The sequence below is a fragment of the Kitasatospora sp. NPDC101176 genome (assembly GCF_044768035.1).
Taxonomy (GTDB): Bacteria; Actinomycetota; Actinomycetes; order Streptomycetales; family Streptomycetaceae; genus Kitasatospora.
In genome coordinates, this window is the sequence record NZ_JBIWPA010000019.1 from 58,581 (window position 1) to 72,787 (window position 14,207).

At 74.1% G+C, this 14,207-nt stretch carries 15 protein-coding genes; 5 read left to right on the forward strand and 10 right to left on the reverse strand.

Annotated features, from left to right (window positions below; translation table 11 throughout):
- Nucleotides 1–206: 206 nt before the first annotated feature.
- The 3 genes from ACIRS1_RS24315 to ACIRS1_RS24325 all read right to left on the reverse strand — a co-directional run bounded on the left by ACIRS1_RS24315 (nucleotide 207) and on the right by ACIRS1_RS24325 (nucleotide 3,637).
- Nucleotides 207–1,421, reverse strand: a complete 1,215-nt coding sequence (locus ACIRS1_RS24315) for a helix-turn-helix domain-containing protein (protein WP_402843247.1) — start codon at nucleotides 1,419–1,421, stop codon at nucleotides 207–209.
- A gap of 244 nt (nucleotides 1,422–1,665) precedes the next feature.
- The gene (locus ACIRS1_RS24320) at nucleotides 1,666–3,108 is read right to left on the reverse strand and encodes an amino acid permease (RefSeq protein ID WP_402843250.1); all 1,443 of its coding nucleotides are present in this window, start codon (nucleotides 3,106–3,108) and stop codon (nucleotides 1,666–1,668) included.
- Between the two features lie 244 nt (nucleotides 3,109–3,352).
- A complete protein-coding gene (locus ACIRS1_RS24325; RefSeq protein ID WP_360207990.1) occupies nucleotides 3,353–3,637 on the reverse strand; it encodes a hypothetical protein in 285 nt (94 codons plus the stop codon).
- Between the two features lie 131 nt (nucleotides 3,638–3,768).
- Here ACIRS1_RS24325 and ACIRS1_RS24330 point away from each other — a divergent pair, with 131 nt between their 5' ends.
- Both ACIRS1_RS24330 and ACIRS1_RS24335 read left to right on the forward strand, forming a co-directional pair.
- A complete protein-coding gene (locus ACIRS1_RS24330; RefSeq protein WP_402843254.1) occupies nucleotides 3,769–4,824 on the forward strand; it encodes a Ku protein in 1,056 nt (351 codons plus the stop codon).
- Between the two features lie 48 nt (nucleotides 4,825–4,872).
- Nucleotides 4,873–5,154 carry a hypothetical protein gene (locus ACIRS1_RS24335; RefSeq protein ID WP_360207985.1) on the forward strand — a complete coding sequence of 94 codons (282 nt, stop codon included), beginning with the start codon at nucleotides 4,873–4,875 and terminating at the stop codon, nucleotides 5,152–5,154.
- Between the two features lie 33 nt (nucleotides 5,155–5,187).
- Here the strand turns inward: ACIRS1_RS24335 and ACIRS1_RS24340 are convergent, their stop codons facing one another.
- On the reverse strand, nucleotides 5,188–6,576 hold the full coding sequence (locus ACIRS1_RS24340; RefSeq protein WP_402843257.1) for an NADP-dependent succinic semialdehyde dehydrogenase: 1,389 nt from the start codon (nucleotides 6,574–6,576) through the stop codon (nucleotides 5,188–5,190).
- A gap of 154 nt (nucleotides 6,577–6,730) precedes the next feature.
- Nucleotides 6,731–7,009: a DUF6158 family protein gene (locus ACIRS1_RS24345; protein ID WP_402843260.1), complete on the reverse strand. Its 279-nt coding sequence runs from the start codon at nucleotides 7,007–7,009 to the stop codon at nucleotides 6,731–6,733.
- A gap of 186 nt (nucleotides 7,010–7,195) precedes the next feature.
- On the opposite strand from ACIRS1_RS24345, the gene ACIRS1_RS24350 reads away from it, so the two are divergent.
- On the forward strand, nucleotides 7,196–8,179 hold the full coding sequence (locus ACIRS1_RS24350) for an adenosine deaminase (protein WP_402843263.1): 984 nt from the start codon (nucleotides 7,196–7,198) through the stop codon (nucleotides 8,177–8,179).
- Between the two features lie 106 nt (nucleotides 8,180–8,285).
- On the opposite strand, the gene ACIRS1_RS24355 is transcribed toward ACIRS1_RS24350, so the two are convergent.
- The 4 genes from ACIRS1_RS24355 to ACIRS1_RS24370 all read right to left on the reverse strand — a co-directional run bounded on the left by ACIRS1_RS24355 (nucleotide 8,286) and on the right by ACIRS1_RS24370 (nucleotide 11,050).
- Nucleotides 8,286–8,903 carry a vitamin K epoxide reductase family protein gene (locus ACIRS1_RS24355; protein WP_363363110.1) on the reverse strand — a complete coding sequence of 206 codons (618 nt, stop codon included), beginning with the start codon at nucleotides 8,901–8,903 and terminating at the stop codon, nucleotides 8,286–8,288.
- On the reverse strand, nucleotides 8,900–9,697 hold the full coding sequence (locus ACIRS1_RS24360) for a DsbA family protein (protein ID WP_402843266.1): 798 nt from the start codon (nucleotides 9,695–9,697) through the stop codon (nucleotides 8,900–8,902). The genes ACIRS1_RS24355 and ACIRS1_RS24360 overlap by 4 nt, the downstream gene beginning before the upstream one ends.
- A gap of 142 nt (nucleotides 9,698–9,839) precedes the next feature.
- Entirely contained in the window at nucleotides 9,840–10,499 is a 660-nt protein-coding gene (locus tag ACIRS1_RS24365) for a hypothetical protein (protein WP_402843269.1), read from the reverse strand.
- 98 nt (nucleotides 10,500–10,597) lie between these two features.
- The gene (locus ACIRS1_RS24370; RefSeq protein WP_360208348.1) at nucleotides 10,598–11,050 is read right to left on the reverse strand and encodes an SRPBCC family protein; all 453 of its coding nucleotides are present in this window, start codon (nucleotides 11,048–11,050) and stop codon (nucleotides 10,598–10,600) included.
- Nucleotides 11,051–11,192: 142 nt separating this feature from the next.
- Here ACIRS1_RS24370 and ACIRS1_RS24375 point away from each other — a divergent pair, with 142 nt between their 5' ends.
- Nucleotides 11,193–12,062, forward strand: a complete 870-nt coding sequence (locus tag ACIRS1_RS24375; RefSeq protein WP_402843272.1) for an Fpg/Nei family DNA glycosylase — start codon at nucleotides 11,193–11,195, stop codon at nucleotides 12,060–12,062.
- A gap of 51 nt (nucleotides 12,063–12,113) precedes the next feature.
- Here ACIRS1_RS24375 and ACIRS1_RS24380 read toward each other — a convergent pair whose 3' ends face one another.
- Nucleotides 12,114–12,974, reverse strand: coding sequence for an SAM-dependent methyltransferase (locus ACIRS1_RS24380; protein ID WP_360208354.1), 861 nt, complete (start codon nucleotides 12,972–12,974; stop codon nucleotides 12,114–12,116).
- A gap of 231 nt (nucleotides 12,975–13,205) precedes the next feature.
- Between ACIRS1_RS24380 and ACIRS1_RS24385 the strand changes: the two genes are divergently transcribed.
- Nucleotides 13,206–14,054, forward strand: coding sequence for a polysaccharide deacetylase family protein (locus tag ACIRS1_RS24385; RefSeq protein WP_402843274.1), 849 nt, complete (start codon nucleotides 13,206–13,208; stop codon nucleotides 14,052–14,054).
- Nucleotides 14,055–14,207 lie beyond the last annotated feature (153 nt).

Consider the following 14,207-nt stretch of genomic DNA (forward strand, 5'->3'; position numbering starts at 1 on the left):
GGGTATCAACCCCGTGGGGCCCCCCGCCCGGGCGTCCTCCGCCGCGGCGGCGGCCGCGCTCTCCCGCCGCGCGGCGGGGGGGGGGGGGGGGGGGCCCCCCCCCCGCCCCCCCGGCCGTTCCGCGCGCCGGCGGGCGGCCGCTCTCCGTCCGCGCCCGCCGCGCCGTCGCGGACGCCCGCCGCGCCGTCGTGGGGCGGACCGCAGGCTCAGCCCTCCGGTGCGGGCCGCTCGGCCCCGGGCGGGCCCTGGTGGGCCGGCGCGCCGCCCAGCCAGCCGCGGGCCCGGCGCTGCTCGTGGGCGACGCGCCCGGTGGGCTCGGGCGGCAGGCGGGAGAGCGTCGCGGCGGCGGCCTCGCGGCGTCCGGCCCGGGCGTAGGCGCCGGCCAGGCGGCCGGTGATCAGGGCGTGGTCGTGCGGATGCTCGGCCGGGTCCAGGTGTCCGAGCGCGGCGTCCAGGTGGGCCACCGCCGCGTGGGCGTGCGCGGCGCGGCCGGTGCGGACGGCGAGGTCCCGGTGGCAGGTGCCGTGCGCGACGCCGAGCACCAGCGCGGCGCGGGTCGGCCGGGGCTCCGTCCGCCCGGCCCGCCGGTCCGCCTCGGTCAGCCGCTCGGCCTCGACGAGCGCGCGCCAGGCCTCGGGCGCGGCGCCGTTCAGGGCGTGGGCGTGCGCCTCGGCGAGGGCGGCCCAGGACTGCAGGCCGGGCACCCGTCGCGCGGCGGCGCGGGCGGCCTCGGCGTGGGCGAGCGCGCCGGCCGGGTCGCCGTTCCACCAGTGCAGGGTGCTCTGCCGGGTCAGCAGGGCGGCCGTGGTGGGCTGGTCCCCGGCCGCGCGGGCCCATTCCAGTCCGGCCGTGAACCAGCCGAGCGCACGGGTCCGGCGATCCCCTTCGAAGTGCGCCCAGCCGGCGAGTTCGGCGTACTGGGCGGCGAGCGACCGGACGGCGGTGACGGCGCCGCGCGGGGTGGAGTGCTGCCAGCCGGCCAGGGTGCGGGCGTGGTGTTCGAGGACGGCGGCCAGGGGTTCGCCGCCGGTGCGGGCGGCGGCGGCGCGGTAGACGCCGAGCAGCTGGCGGAGCACCTCGAAGGTGGCGGCGTCCGGTGGGGTGGCGCCGCGCAGGGTGGCGCCGAGGGCTGGTCTGGCGGGTGCGACGAGCTCGCCGAGGCGTTCCCGCTCCTGTCGGACGGGCTGCCAGAGGGCGGCCAACTCCCCTCCAGTGAGCAGGAGTTCGTCAGCCCGGGCGGGAAGTCCGGGTGGTGGCCAGCGGCGGGCGTTCTCGACCCGGCTGATCAGCGAGTTGTGGTAGCCGAGCCGGCGGCCGAGTTCGGCCTGGCTGAGCCCGCGGGCCTCGCGCCAGTGGCGCAGCCGGTGGCCGAAGCGTTGGCGCGCCGAGGCGTGCGGCGTGGGGGCAGGGGGGAGGGGCACGGGGTCTCCCGGGAGGGGGTGGGGGGTGCTCGTGGGGGAGCGCCATGGCCCAGATATCCCCCTTGACGTGCCATCGTCAAACTGGCTCGCGCCGGAGCCGCTCGGGCGTGTCCGCCGGGCGCGCCCGGGTGCGTGTCGGGCGCGCCCGGCGGTGAGCGCCGGACGGGCCCCGGACAACGGCGCCGGGCCCGGGAGCCTCCGCAACGGCTCCCGGGCCCGGCGTTCCACGCGCGGTGCGGACGGGTCAGGACTCCGCCGCCACCGCGGCCCGCCGCCGTCGGCCCACCACGGCCGAGGCCACGAGCACGATCGCCGCGGCGACCAGCGACAGGTACATCTGCTTGCGCCCGTCGGAGTCGGTGAACATGTACGCCATCACGAACCCGATCATGCCGATGGCCGCCCAGGTCAGGTACGGGTACAGCCACATCCGGACGGTCAGTCGCTCGGGGGTCTCCCGCTCGATGATCCGGCGCATCCGCAGCTGGGAGAAGCAGATCACCAGCCAGACGAAGAGCGCAACCGCGCCGGAGGAGTTGAGCAGGAAGGCGAACACCGTGTCGGGCGAGGTGTAGTTGAAGAAGACCGCGACGAAGCCGAAGACCACCGAGGAGAGGATGGCCACCCGGGGCACGCCCCGGTCGGTCACGGTCGCGAAGGCCTTCGGCGCGTCGCCGCGCTGCCCCAGCGAGAACGCCATCCGGGAGGCCGTGTACATCCCGGAGTTGAGGCAGGACAGCACGGCGGTCAGCACGATCACGTCCATCACCTGGCCGGCGCCGGGGATGCCCACGTGCTCGAGCACCGCCACGTACGGGCTGCCCTTGACGGCGGCGGAGTCCCACGGGAGCAGGGTGACCACGAGCAGGATCGAGCCCAGGTAGAAGATCCCGATGCGCCAGATCACGCTGTTGGTGGCCTTGCTGACGGCGCGCTCCGGGTCCTCCGACTCGCCCGCGGCCAGGGTGACGATCTCGCTGCCCATGAAGGCGAACACCACGGTGAGCATGCCGGTGAACACCGCGCCCACGCCGTGCGGCAGGAAGCCGCCGTGGCCGGTCAGGTTCTCGGTGCCGACGGCGTGGGTGCCGGGCAGCAGGCCGAAGGCGGCGAGGGTGCCGATCACCAGGAACGCGGCGATCGCGACCACCTTGATGCCGGCGAACCAGAACTCGAACTCACCGTACGAGGCCACCGAGAACAGGTTGGTGGCGGTCAGCACCGCCATCACGATCAGTGCCCAGCCCCACTGCGGCACTCCGGGCACCCAGTTGTTGAGGATCTTGGCGCCGGCGGTGGCCTCCACCGCGAGGACCACGACCCAGAAGAACCAGTACAGCCAGCCGATGCCGAACCCGGCCCAGCGGCCGAGCGCGCGGTCCGCGTAGGCCGAGAAGGAGCCGCTCTGCGGGTCCGCGGCCGCCATCTCGCCGAGCATCCGCATCACCAGCACGACCAGCACACCGGCCAGCGTGTAGGAGAGCAGGATGCCCGGGCCGGTGGAGGCGATGCCCGCGCCGGAGCCGACGAACAGGCCGGCGCCGATCACGCCGCCGATGGCGATCATCGACAGGTGGCGGTTCTTGAGCCCGGCCTTCAGGTGGCCGTCGCCGCCGCCGTGCCCGGCCGGCCCCGACTGGTGGGGGACGTGGGGAGCCGCCGTCGACTTGGTGGTGTCCGCACTCATCAAAGGGTGCCCTGTGCCTTTCCCGCGCGGCTGACCCTCGGCTCGTCGCGCCGGAGGGTGGGGGGATTGACCCGCGCATTGCGGTGCAACCTAACGACTACGCACGAGTATCGGAACAATGGTTTGGTAACTGTTCGCTCAGCGGACACGAAAGAGCAGGTCAGAGGGGGTGGACCGGGGTCCAGAAAAGCTCAAATCTGACGCATCGTCATCGGTCGGGGCAGCTCCGAAGCTCTGCTGGAGCTCAGATCTCGCGCAATTCCAGCACGGTGATCCGAAGATCATTCGGCTGCGAACGTCCGCCCGGTCGATCACCCGGCCGTCCACCCGGTCGCTCACCGGGGTGCGCGGCCAGGCGGGCGGCCAGGCGGGCGGCCAGGATCCGCGGGACGTCGCCCTCCCCGGAGTACCCCGGCACCACCTCGACCTCGTCCCGGCGCGTCCCGGGCTCCCCGGCCACGGCGTACGTCACCCGGTACCTGGTGCGGTCCGGCGGCGGGGCCTGCCCGGGCCGTCGTCCGGCCGTCATCCGCTCCACCTCCTCGGCCCCCGCGAGCCCATTGTGTGCTTCCCGTGCGGATCGGGGGAAACGCGGGCAGAGTGGAGACTCCGGAGCCCGGAAGCTCCGTCGGACGGGAACCTCCGGGAAGGAGCGACCCCATGCAGACCACCTGGAAGGGGACGATCAGCTTCGGGCTGGTCAGCATCCCCGTCCACCTGTACTCGGCCACCCAGGAACACGACGTCCCGCTGCACCAGGTGCACGCCAAGGACGGCGGACGGGTCCGGATGAAGCGGTACTGCGAGCAGGAGGAGAAGGAGGTCCCGTACGCGGAGATCGCCAAGGGCTACGAGTCCCCCGACGGCCGGACCGTCACCCTGAGCGACGCCGACCTCGCCGACCTGCCGCTGCCCAGCAAGAAGATCATCGATGTGCTGGCCTTCGTCGACGCCGGTGAGATCGACCCGTTGATGTTCTCCAAGGCCTACTACGTGGGCGTCGCCGACAAGGCCGCCGCGAAGCCCTACGCCCTGCTGCGCGACGCGCTCACCGAGTCCGGGCAGATCGCCGTCACCAAGATCGCCCTGCGCACCCGGGAGTCGCCCGCGGTGCTGCGGGTGCACGACGGCACCCTGGTGCTGCAGACCTGCATCTGGCCCGACGAGGTCCGCCCGGCGGCCGGCATAGCGCCCGAGGAGGACGTCGCCGTGCGGCCGCAGGAGCTCAAGATGGCGCGCTCGCTGATGGACACCCTCTCCGAGGACTTCGACCTCTCCCAGCTGCACGACGACTACCAGCAGGCGCTCCAGCAGGTGATCACGGCCCGGCTGGAGGGCGTGGAGGTCCCGCACGAGGAGGAGCCCGGCGAGGCGCCCGACAACGTGATCGACCTGATGGAGGCGCTGCGCACCAGCCTCAAGCAGGCCAGGAGCGGGCGGGGCCAGGGCCCGGCGGAGGACGCGCCGGAGGAGGAGGGGAAGCCCGAGCCCCGCCGGCGCGCCCCGGCGAAGAAGAAGGCGGAGCCCGACGCGAAGGCCGCCGCGGCGAAGCGGACCACGACCCGGAAGACGACGGCCGGCGGCACCGCGGCCGGCGGACCGTCGACGGGCAAGGGCACGAAGGCCAAGAGCACGACGGCCAAGACGGCGACGGCCAAGTCCACGACCGGAAGGACCACGACCGGAAAGTCCACGGCTCCGCGCAAGGCCTCCTGAGCCCCGCGGATCCGGCCAGCCCCCCCCCGAGACCCGGAGGCGATCCCGATGGACCTGCTGACCTACAAGGAAACCGAAACCGGCCCCGACGCCCCGGCGAACCCCAGCCGGATGCACCGGGCCTGGCACTGGCTGCTCAGCCTCAGCCCGACCGTGGTGACCGTCATGATCGCGCTCTCGATCGGTCTCTGCATGGTCGCCGTCCAGATCAGCCAGACCTGGGTGATGGTCGTCCTGGCGATCTTCTGGGGCCTGACGGCCGTCGCCATGGTCGGTGTGCTCGCCCGGTGGATGACGCCCGGCCCGGGCAGGCACCGCGTGGCCTCCTGACCCGGGCCGGGCACCGGTGCGGTCCGGGAGCGCTCAGCCGAGCCAGACCGTGGTGACGTTGCAGAACTCCCGGATCCCGTGCCCGGAGAGCTCCCGCCCGAACCCGGAGCGCTTGACGCCGCCGAACGGCAGGGCGGGGTGGGAGGCGGTCATCCCGTTGAAGAACACCCCGCCGGCCTGGACGTCGCGCACGAAGCGCTCCTGCTCGCCCTCGTCCCGGGTCCACACGTTGGAACTCAGGCCGAACGGCGTGTCGTTGGCCAGCGCCACGGCCTCGTCCAGGTCGGCGACCCGGTAGACGGTGGCCACCGGGCCGAAGGTCTCCTCCAGGTGGATCCGCATCGCCGGGGTGATGCCGGTCAGCACCGTCGGCTCGTAGAAGTACCCGGTGTCCCAGCCCTCCGGGCGCCCGCCGCCGCACTCGACCCGGGCGCCGTGCGTCCGGGCGTCCTCGACCAGCTCCTCCAGGTCGTCCCGGCCCTGGCGGCTGGCCAGCGGGCCGACGTCGGTCGCCTCGTCCATCGGGTCCCCGACGCGCAGCGACCGCATCCCCTCGGTGAAGCCCGCGGTGAAGCGGTCGTAGACGTCGGTGTGCACGATGAAGCGCTTGGCGGCGATGCAGGACTGGCCGTTGTTCTGCGCCCGGGCGCGGACGGCGGTGCGCACCGCCGCGTCGACGTCGGCGCTGGGCATGACGACGAACGGGTCGCTGCCGCCGAGCTCCAGCACCGCCTTCTTCACCTCGTCGGCCGCCGTGGCGGCGACCGCCCGGCCGGCCGGCTCGCTGCCGGTGAGGGTCACCGCGGCCACCCTGCGGTCCCGGATGACGCCCTCGACCGCGCCCGAACCGATCAGCAGGGTCTGGAAGCAGCCCTCCGGGAAGCCGGCCCGCCGGAAGAGCTCCTCCAGCGCCACCGCGGTGCGCGGGACGTTGGAGGCGTGCTTGAGCAGGCCGACGTTGCCCGCCATCAGGGCCGGCGCGGCGAACCGGATCACCTGCCAGAACGGGAAGTTCCACGGCATCACGGCCAGCACCGCGCCGATCGGGCGGTAACGGACGTAGGCCCGGGCGGCGCCGGAGTCGGCGACGTCGGCCGGGTCCGGGTGCTCGTCGGCCAGCAGCGCCTCGGCGTGGTCGGCGTACCAGCGCATCGCCTTCGCGCACTTGGCGGCCTCGGCCCGGGAGGCGGTGAGCGGCTTGCCCATCTCCTCGGTCATCGTGCGGGCGACCGCCTCCTGGTCCTGGTCCAACAGGTCGGCGGCCCGGCGCAGCAGGTCGGCGCGGGCGGCGAAGGGGGTGGTGCGGTAGCTGTGGAACGCGGCCTCGGCGCGGGCCAGTCTGCGTTCGATGCCGGCCGCGTCGAGCGGCTCGAAGGTCTCCAGGATCTCTCCGGTCGCGGGGTTGACGCTGGCGATGGGCATGCGGGGCTCCCAGGGGGTCGGGGTCCGGTGCGGCTGCGCCTCTCACCCTCCCCGACGGCCCGCCCGCGGGCACGCCACCGGCGCCCGGCGTGTCCCCGCCGGGCGCCGCCGCGCGGCCGGTCCGGACGCCCCGGTCGGCCGCCGGGGCAGGCCGCTACTCGGGCAGCGACTCCGCCCGGGCCGCGGCCTCGCGGGCCCGCGCGCCGGCCCTGGTCCGGCCGGCCGTCACCAGTCGGTCGGGAAAGCGGTGCAGGTACTCGGCCTCCAGCTGTCCGGTGCGCAGGGTGTGCCGCCTGAGCGCGTCCTCCGAGCCGTGCAGGAAGGTCTCGTGACGGGTGCGGTGCAGCTGTTCCAGCTCGTGCAGGAGCGTGTCGTTGCCCAGGGCGTGCGGGGAGATGCCCTCGGGCCGGACGTGCGGGTCGACGTGCCGCATCTCGGTACCTCCTCGGCGGAAGCCCCCTCCTACCGGGTGCCCGCTGGCCGCCCCCGGTACACCCGCGGGGGTGACGCCTGCTCCGCCGCGCGCCCCTCCGGAGGGCGCCGGCCGGGAGGGAGCGGAACGTAGGATGAATCCTTCCGGATCATCCGTTTCGTCCCCTACAGCTCGGACAGATCTCCCATGCCGCTTCCCAAGGCCGAACTCCACCTTCACATCGAAGGCACCCTGGAGCCCGAACTCGCCTTCGCCCTCGCCGCTCGCAACGCCGTCACGCTGCCCTACGCCGACACCGAGGAGCTGCGGAAGGCGTACTCCTTCAGCGACCTGCAGTCCTTCCTCGACCTGTACTACGCGCTGACGGCCGTCCTGCGCACCGGGCAGGACTTCACCGACCTCGCCGACGCCTACCTCGCCCGGGCCGCCGAGCAGGGCGTCCGGCACGCGGAGATCTTCTTCGACCCGCAGGCGCACACCGCGCGCGGCGTGCCGCTCGGCACCGTGGTCGACGGGCTGACCGCGGCGCTGGAGCGCAGCGAGGAGCGGTACGGGATCAGCACCCGGCTGATCATGTGCTTCCTGCGGGACGAGTCCGCCGAGTCCGCGCTGGAGACCTTCGAGGCCGCCCGCCCGTACTTCGACCGGATCGCCAGCATCGGCCTCGACTCGGCCGAGGTCGGCCACCCGCCGGCCAAGTTCCGCGAGGTGTACCGGCGCGCCGCGGAGGCCGGCCTGCACCGGGTCGCGCACGCGGGGGAGGAGGGCCCGGCCTCCTACATCACCGAGGCGCTGGACGTCCTCGGCGTCGAGCGGATCGACCACGGCCTGCGCTGCCTGGAGGACGGCGAGCTGGTCGCCCGGCTGGTGCGCGAGCGGATCCCGCTCACCCTCTGCCCGCTCTCCAACGTCCGGCTGCGCTGCATCGACACCCTCGCCGACCACCCGCTGCGCGAGATGCTGGAGGCCGGCCTGCTGGTCACCGTCAACTCCGACGACCCGGCGTACTTCGGCGGCTACGTCGAGGACAACCTCCGGGCCGTGCAGCAGGCCCTCGCCCTGGACCAGGAGACCCTCCGGCTGCTCGCCGCGAACTCCTTCCGCGCCTCCTTCCTCTCCGAGGAGCGCCGGGCCGAGCTGCTCGCCGAGGTCGCGGCCCACCGGTTCTGAGCCGACCGCTTCCGAGCCCGCGGGCAGTGCGTCCGCTGGCAGTGCGCCCGCCACCCCCGGGAAGGGAGGTGGCGGGCGCGGGCCGAACGGGGTGCTCCGGCGGCGCTCAGAGCAGGGTCGACCAGTAGTACCAGAACCGGTTGAGGACCAGCAGCGCGATCACCGCGTACCAGAGCGCCGGGACGACCCAGTGGTAGCGGGCGGCCTCGCGGACCACCGGGCGCAGGGCGCGGCCGGTCGGGATGACCCCGGAGCGCAGGTTGTGCAGCGTGGTGTACCAGAACAGCGGGATCATCGCGGCCCAGACCACCATGCAGTACGGGCAGAGCGCCCCGATCGAGTACAGCGCCTGGTACATCAGCCAGGTCACGAAGCCGATGCCGAAGACCGTCCCGGCCTGCAGCCCGAGCCAGAACCAGCGCCGGTACGAGGCCCCGGCGAGCAGCCCGGCGCCGACCGCGACGACCACCGCGAAGCCGACCAGGCCGAGCAGCGAGTTGGGGAAGCCGAAGGCCTCCGCCTGGTCGCTGCGCATGATCGAGCCGCAGCTGATGATCGGGTTGATGTTGCAGCTCGGGACGTACGACGGGTCCTTCAGCAGCCGGATCTTGTCCAGGGTGAGGACCGCCGAGGCGAACAGCCCGACCGCGCCGCCGATCAGCAGCAGCCACGCGAACGGGCGGCTGGCACCGTACGTCCGCGCGGCGGGGGCGGCGGTCGTCATCCGGTCACCTGCTTGACCAGCGCGGTGAACTGCTCGGGGCTGACGGCCTTGCCGCCGGTGAGGACGTCCAGCTTCTTCCCGTCCAGCTTGACGGTCGGGGTGCCGGTGACGTCGCTGTTGTTGAACTCCTCGTTCACCTTGGCCGCCCACGGCGCGTAGGTGCCGTCCTGGACGGCCTTGACGAAGCCGTCGGTCTTCAGGCCGGGGACCTTGCCGGCCAGGTCGAGGACGTGGTTGACGTCGCCGAAGGCGTCGCTGCGCTCGTCGGGCTGGTTGGCGTAGAGCACGTCGTGGAACTGCTTGAACTTGTCCACGCCCTCGTTCAGCGCGGCCCCGGCCGCGGCCAGCGCGGTGCGCGAGCCCTTGCCGCCCAGGTTCTTGTCCAGGAACGTCGCCAGGTGGTACTCGATCTTGTACGTGCCCGCGTCGGCGAGCTGCTGCATGGTCGCACCGGTGGTGGTCTCCAGCTGCTCGCAGAACGGGCAGCGGAAGTCCTCGTAGACCTCCAGGGTGTGCGGGGCGTCGGCCTTGCCGTAGGTGATCACGGTGCCGTTCGGGCCGCCCGCGTTCGCCGGGACGACCAGCGGGCCGTTCGCGGCCGCGTCGCCGGAGCCGGAGCCGGAGGAGCCGCCGACGGCGAGGGCCACGCCCGCGGCGAGGGCCAGCACGGCGGCGGAGGCGGCGCCGACCACCACCCGGCGGCGGATCCGGTCGGAGCGCTCGGCCTGGGCGCGGGCGGCGCGCATCCGCTCGGTGGCGTTGGTCTTGGCGGCGGTCTTGCGGGTGTTGCTCATGGGTGTCGTCGTCCTGTGCTCTCGGGCGTGCGGAGGGGCGGCGCGCGCCGGCTCGGGGGCGGGGCTGCGCGCGGGCGAGAGGACCGGTCGAGGCGGGGACGCGTCGGGAGCGGTCCGTGGGGACGGCGGGACGCGCCGGGGCTCAGCCGGCCGGGGCGAACGCCGGCGGACCGCGCCGGACGGCCGGGCGGACGGCGACGTCCTCGGCGGGCACCAGGGCCCGGCTGGCCCGGGGGAACGGCACCCGCGCCACCGGCCGGGCCGGGACGGGTGCGGCGAGCAGCCGCAGCCGGCGGGCGGCCGCCGGGACGTGCCGGTGCAGGACGTCGCCCAGCATCCGGACGGCGCGGGCGAGACGGGCCAGCGCGGCGTCCGCCCGGCGCAGCCAGAAGGCCGCGGACAGCGCGATCACGGTGTGCAGCAGCAGGAGCAGCAGGACGCCGGTCTGCTGGGAGACGCCGTGGCCGAGCAGGAAGCCGCCCAGCGAGCCGCCGCCGCAGAGCAGCGGCTGGAAGCCGTGCGCGGAGCCGGGCGGCAGGGACGGGCAGGAGGTCTGCGCGAGGTCGAACAGGGCGCTGACGCCGAGCTCCAGCGGCAGGAACACCGCCGCGACCGCCGGGTAGCCGCGCTCGCGGCCGGCCACGGCGAAGGCCGCCGCGAACACGGCGACGGAGGCGAGGGCCAGCGTGCCGACCGGCAGCGCGCGGCCGGTGACCACCACCTGGCCGAGCCCGGCGAGCAGCACGACGAGCGCGGCGAAGACCGCCGCGCGAAGCGTCCTGGTGACCGGGCCGATGTCCATCGCCATCGAGTCTGCCACAGGTCGACGGCGGACCCGGCGGCCCGAGGGCCCGCTGTGAACAGCCTCACCACCCGCTCTGAGCTGGCCTTATGCCGTCCTTACCGGTCCGGCCCCGGCGGGCTCACCCGGGCCTCGACCAGCTCGCGGAAGTGCTCCAGGTCCCCCCGGACCGCCCGCTCGATCGCCCCGGCCAGGGCGAACCCGCCGGGCCCGCCGATCGCCTCGCGCAGCGCCGCCGGGTCGTACTCCACCCGGATCTGCACCCTGGTCCGCCGGGCGTCCAGCGGTAGCAGGGCGAAGGCGCCGCTCAGCGGGATCCCGTCGAGCGTGCGCCAGGACATCACCCGGCCCCGGCCGCGGTCGGTGATCTCGGTGTCCACGGCCCGCTCGGCGCCGCCGATCGCCACCCCGAGGTGCGCCAGGTTCCGGCCGTGCGGGTGGGCGCTGTGCACGCCGTCGACGAACCGCGGGTACTCGTGGACCCGGTGCAGCTGCTCCCAGGCGGCGAGGACGGGGGCGGCGACGTCGATCTGTTCCTCAAGGGTGTTCATGCGCCCTCCTCAGGTACCAGCCTGCGCCCGCGGACGGTGCCCGGGCAAAGCGGGTGCGGTCGGGCCGCCGGTCCCGGGCCCGCACCGGCCGGCGGTCGGGCACCGGCGGGCGGTCGGCGCGGGGCTGCGGGAGACTGGGCGCATGCCGGAGCTGCCGGAGGTCGAGGCGCTGAGCGCCTTCCTGGCCGAGCGGCTGACCGGGCGCGAGATCGCCCGCGTGCAGCCGGTGGCGATCAGCGCGCTGAAGACCTACGACCCGCCGGTCACGGCGCTGGAGGGGCGGACGGTCGGCGGGGTGAGCCGCCACGGCAAGTTCCTGGACGTCGAGGCCGGCGGGCTGCACCTGGTGGTGCACCTGGCCCGGGCCGGCTGGCTGCGCTGGAAGGACGCGCTGCCCGCCGAGCCGCCCCGCCCGAGCCCGCGCAACCCGCTGGCGCTGCGGCTGCGGCTGGCGGGGGAGGCGGGGGACGGCTTCGACCTGACCGAGGCCGGCACCAAGAAGGGCCTGGCGGTCTACGTGGTGGCGGACCCGGCCGAGGTGCCCGGGGTGGCCCGGCTCGGTCCGGACCCGCTGGACCCGGCGTTCACCGCGGCCGACTTCGCGGCCCTGCTGCACGGCGAGCGGCGCCGGCTCAAGGGCGTGCTGCGGGACCAGACCGTGCTGGCCGGGGTGGGCAACGCCTACTCGGACGAGGTGCTGCACGCGGCCCGGATGTCGCCCTTCAAACTGGCGTCCAGCCTGACCGACGAGGAGACGGCACGGCTGTACGAGGCCCTCGGGACCACCCTGCGGGACGCGGTGGAGCGCTCGCGCGGGCTGGCGGCGGGGGAACTGAAGGCGGAGAAGAAGGTCGGGCTGCGGGTGCACGGCCGCACCGGTCTGCCCTGTCCGGTCTGCGGGGACACCGTGCGCGAGGTCTCCTTCGCGGACTCCTCGCTGCAGTACTGCCCGACCTGCCAGACCGGGGGCAAGCCGCTGGCGGACCGGCGGCTGTCGCGCCTGCTGAAGTGAACGGACGGGCCCGGTGGGAGTCTCCGCCGACCCCCACCGTGCCCTTTCCGGTCAGCGCTTCACGGCGACGCCGCCCCAGTAGTAGGCGGCCTTCGGGTCCGCCGGCGGTTCGCCGTCCGGGCGCCAGCCGAGGACGGGGGCGAGCCCGGGCTCGACCAGGTCCCAGCCGTCGAAGAAGCGCAGGACGTCGTCGTGGGTGCGCGGGACGAGGGTCATCCCGCCGGCCCGGGCGGCCTCGGTGACCTTGCCGACGGCCACCGGGTCGAAGTCCTGGGTCGGCGTGGTGAGGGCGAGGCAGCTGCCGGCGGGCAGGGCGTCGCGCAGGGCGGCGACCCGGCCCCAGGGGTCGTCCTCGTCGGCGATCAGCATCAGTACGGCGATCATCAGCAGCCCGACCGGCTGGGTGAGGTCGAGGGTGGCGGTGAGCGCCGGGTCGGCGAACAGCTCCTCGGGCTTGCGCAGGTCGGCGTGGATGTAGGTGGTGCGGCTGGCCGGGCTGGACACCATCAGGGCGCGGGCGTGGGCGAGCACGATCGGGTCGTTGTCGACGTAGACCACCCGGGTGCCGGGGCTGACGGCCTCGGCGATCTCGTGGGTGTTGGGCGAGGTGGGGATGCCGGTGCCGAGGTCGAGGAACTGGCGGATGCCGTGCTCCCGGGCGAGGTGGCGGACGGCCCGGCCCTGGAAGGCGCGGTTGGCCTTGGCCATCTCCTTGACGCTCGGCACGGCCTCCTCGATGGCCTGCCCCATGGCGCGGTCCGGCGGGAAGTTGGTCTTGCCGCCCAGCCAGTAGTCGTACACGCGTGCGGAGTGCGGGGCGGTGGTGTCGACGCCGAAACGTTCCCACTGGCTCGGCTCGGCGGCGTCCTCGTCGCGGGTGCCCTGGTCGGGGAAGTCCTGACTTGTCGTCATGGCCACGTCCTCTGATGGCAGATCATCATACTGGGGAGGCTCAGCGTAGCGGCCTCCCGGGGGTGCCGGGCGTCCGGTCCGGGAAGTGTGGCGTACGGAGGGCCGGGGGCGTGGCCGCCTTGGGCCGTCGGAGTGGTGATCGGGTCCGTCGGGGTCATGCGCGGGGAGCGGCGATGTCCGCCGGGGGAAGCATTCGACATGTCGTCAGATCGTCAGATTACTTCGCGAAGATTGCTGCTGGTCGCCGCCGGGATGTCCCTCCTCGGAGCCGCCGCTGGCTGCCGGAGCCCCTGGGGCGGTGGGGGCGGCCCCACCGCGGCGGCGGCGCCCGAGGGGTTCAACGAGTCCCTGGCCGAGCCCGGGGCGACGCCGGGCGCGGCCCCGGTCACGCCGTCCGCCGCGCCCTCGGCGTCGTCGGCGCCACCTGCCGCCGCCGCCCCGGCCGGGCCGAGCGTCGAGACCGTCCGCCACACGATCTCCACGGCGGAGAGCAAGCCGGTGTACGAACTCGACGCGGAACGGCGGGTGGTGGCCCTCACCATCGACGACGGTCCGGATCCGCGGTACACGCCGACCGTGCTGTCCCTGCTCCAGCAGCACGGGATCCGGGCGACCTTCTTCCTGATCGGTGAGAACGCCGTCCAGTACCCGGAGCTGGTGCGGGAGATCGCCGACCGGGGCCACCACATCGCCAACCACACGTGGACCCACCCGGACCTGCGGAGCCTGTCCGAGGGCAAGGTCCGGGACGAGCTGGAGCGCACCTCCGACCTGCTGCACCGCACCACCGGCCGACTGCCGACCTGGTTCCGGGCGCCCGGCGGCGACTGGTCGACGGAGTCGCTCAAGGTGGCCGCGGACCTCGGGATGCGGAACATGGCCTGGTCGGTGGACCCGCGGGACTGGGCCCGGCCCGGCACCTCGGCGATCACCGACCGGATCCTCAAGGACGTCCGGCCCGGGGCGATCGTGCTCAACCACGACGGCGGCGGGGACCGCTCGCAGACCGTCGCCGCGCTGAAGGCGTACCTGCCGGTGCTGGTCGACTCGGGGTACTACTTCACGGCGCCGCCGAACTGACGGTGGAGTGCGGGTGAGTGGGAAGGTCGCGGCTTTCCTGCGTAAACCACCCGAAAGGGTGCATTAGGTGAACCGTTTCTGCGGATTTTCGGCCTCTAGGGTGATCTCGCACCAATGAACCGGTACCACGGGGTACCACCTGAAAGGCCCTCA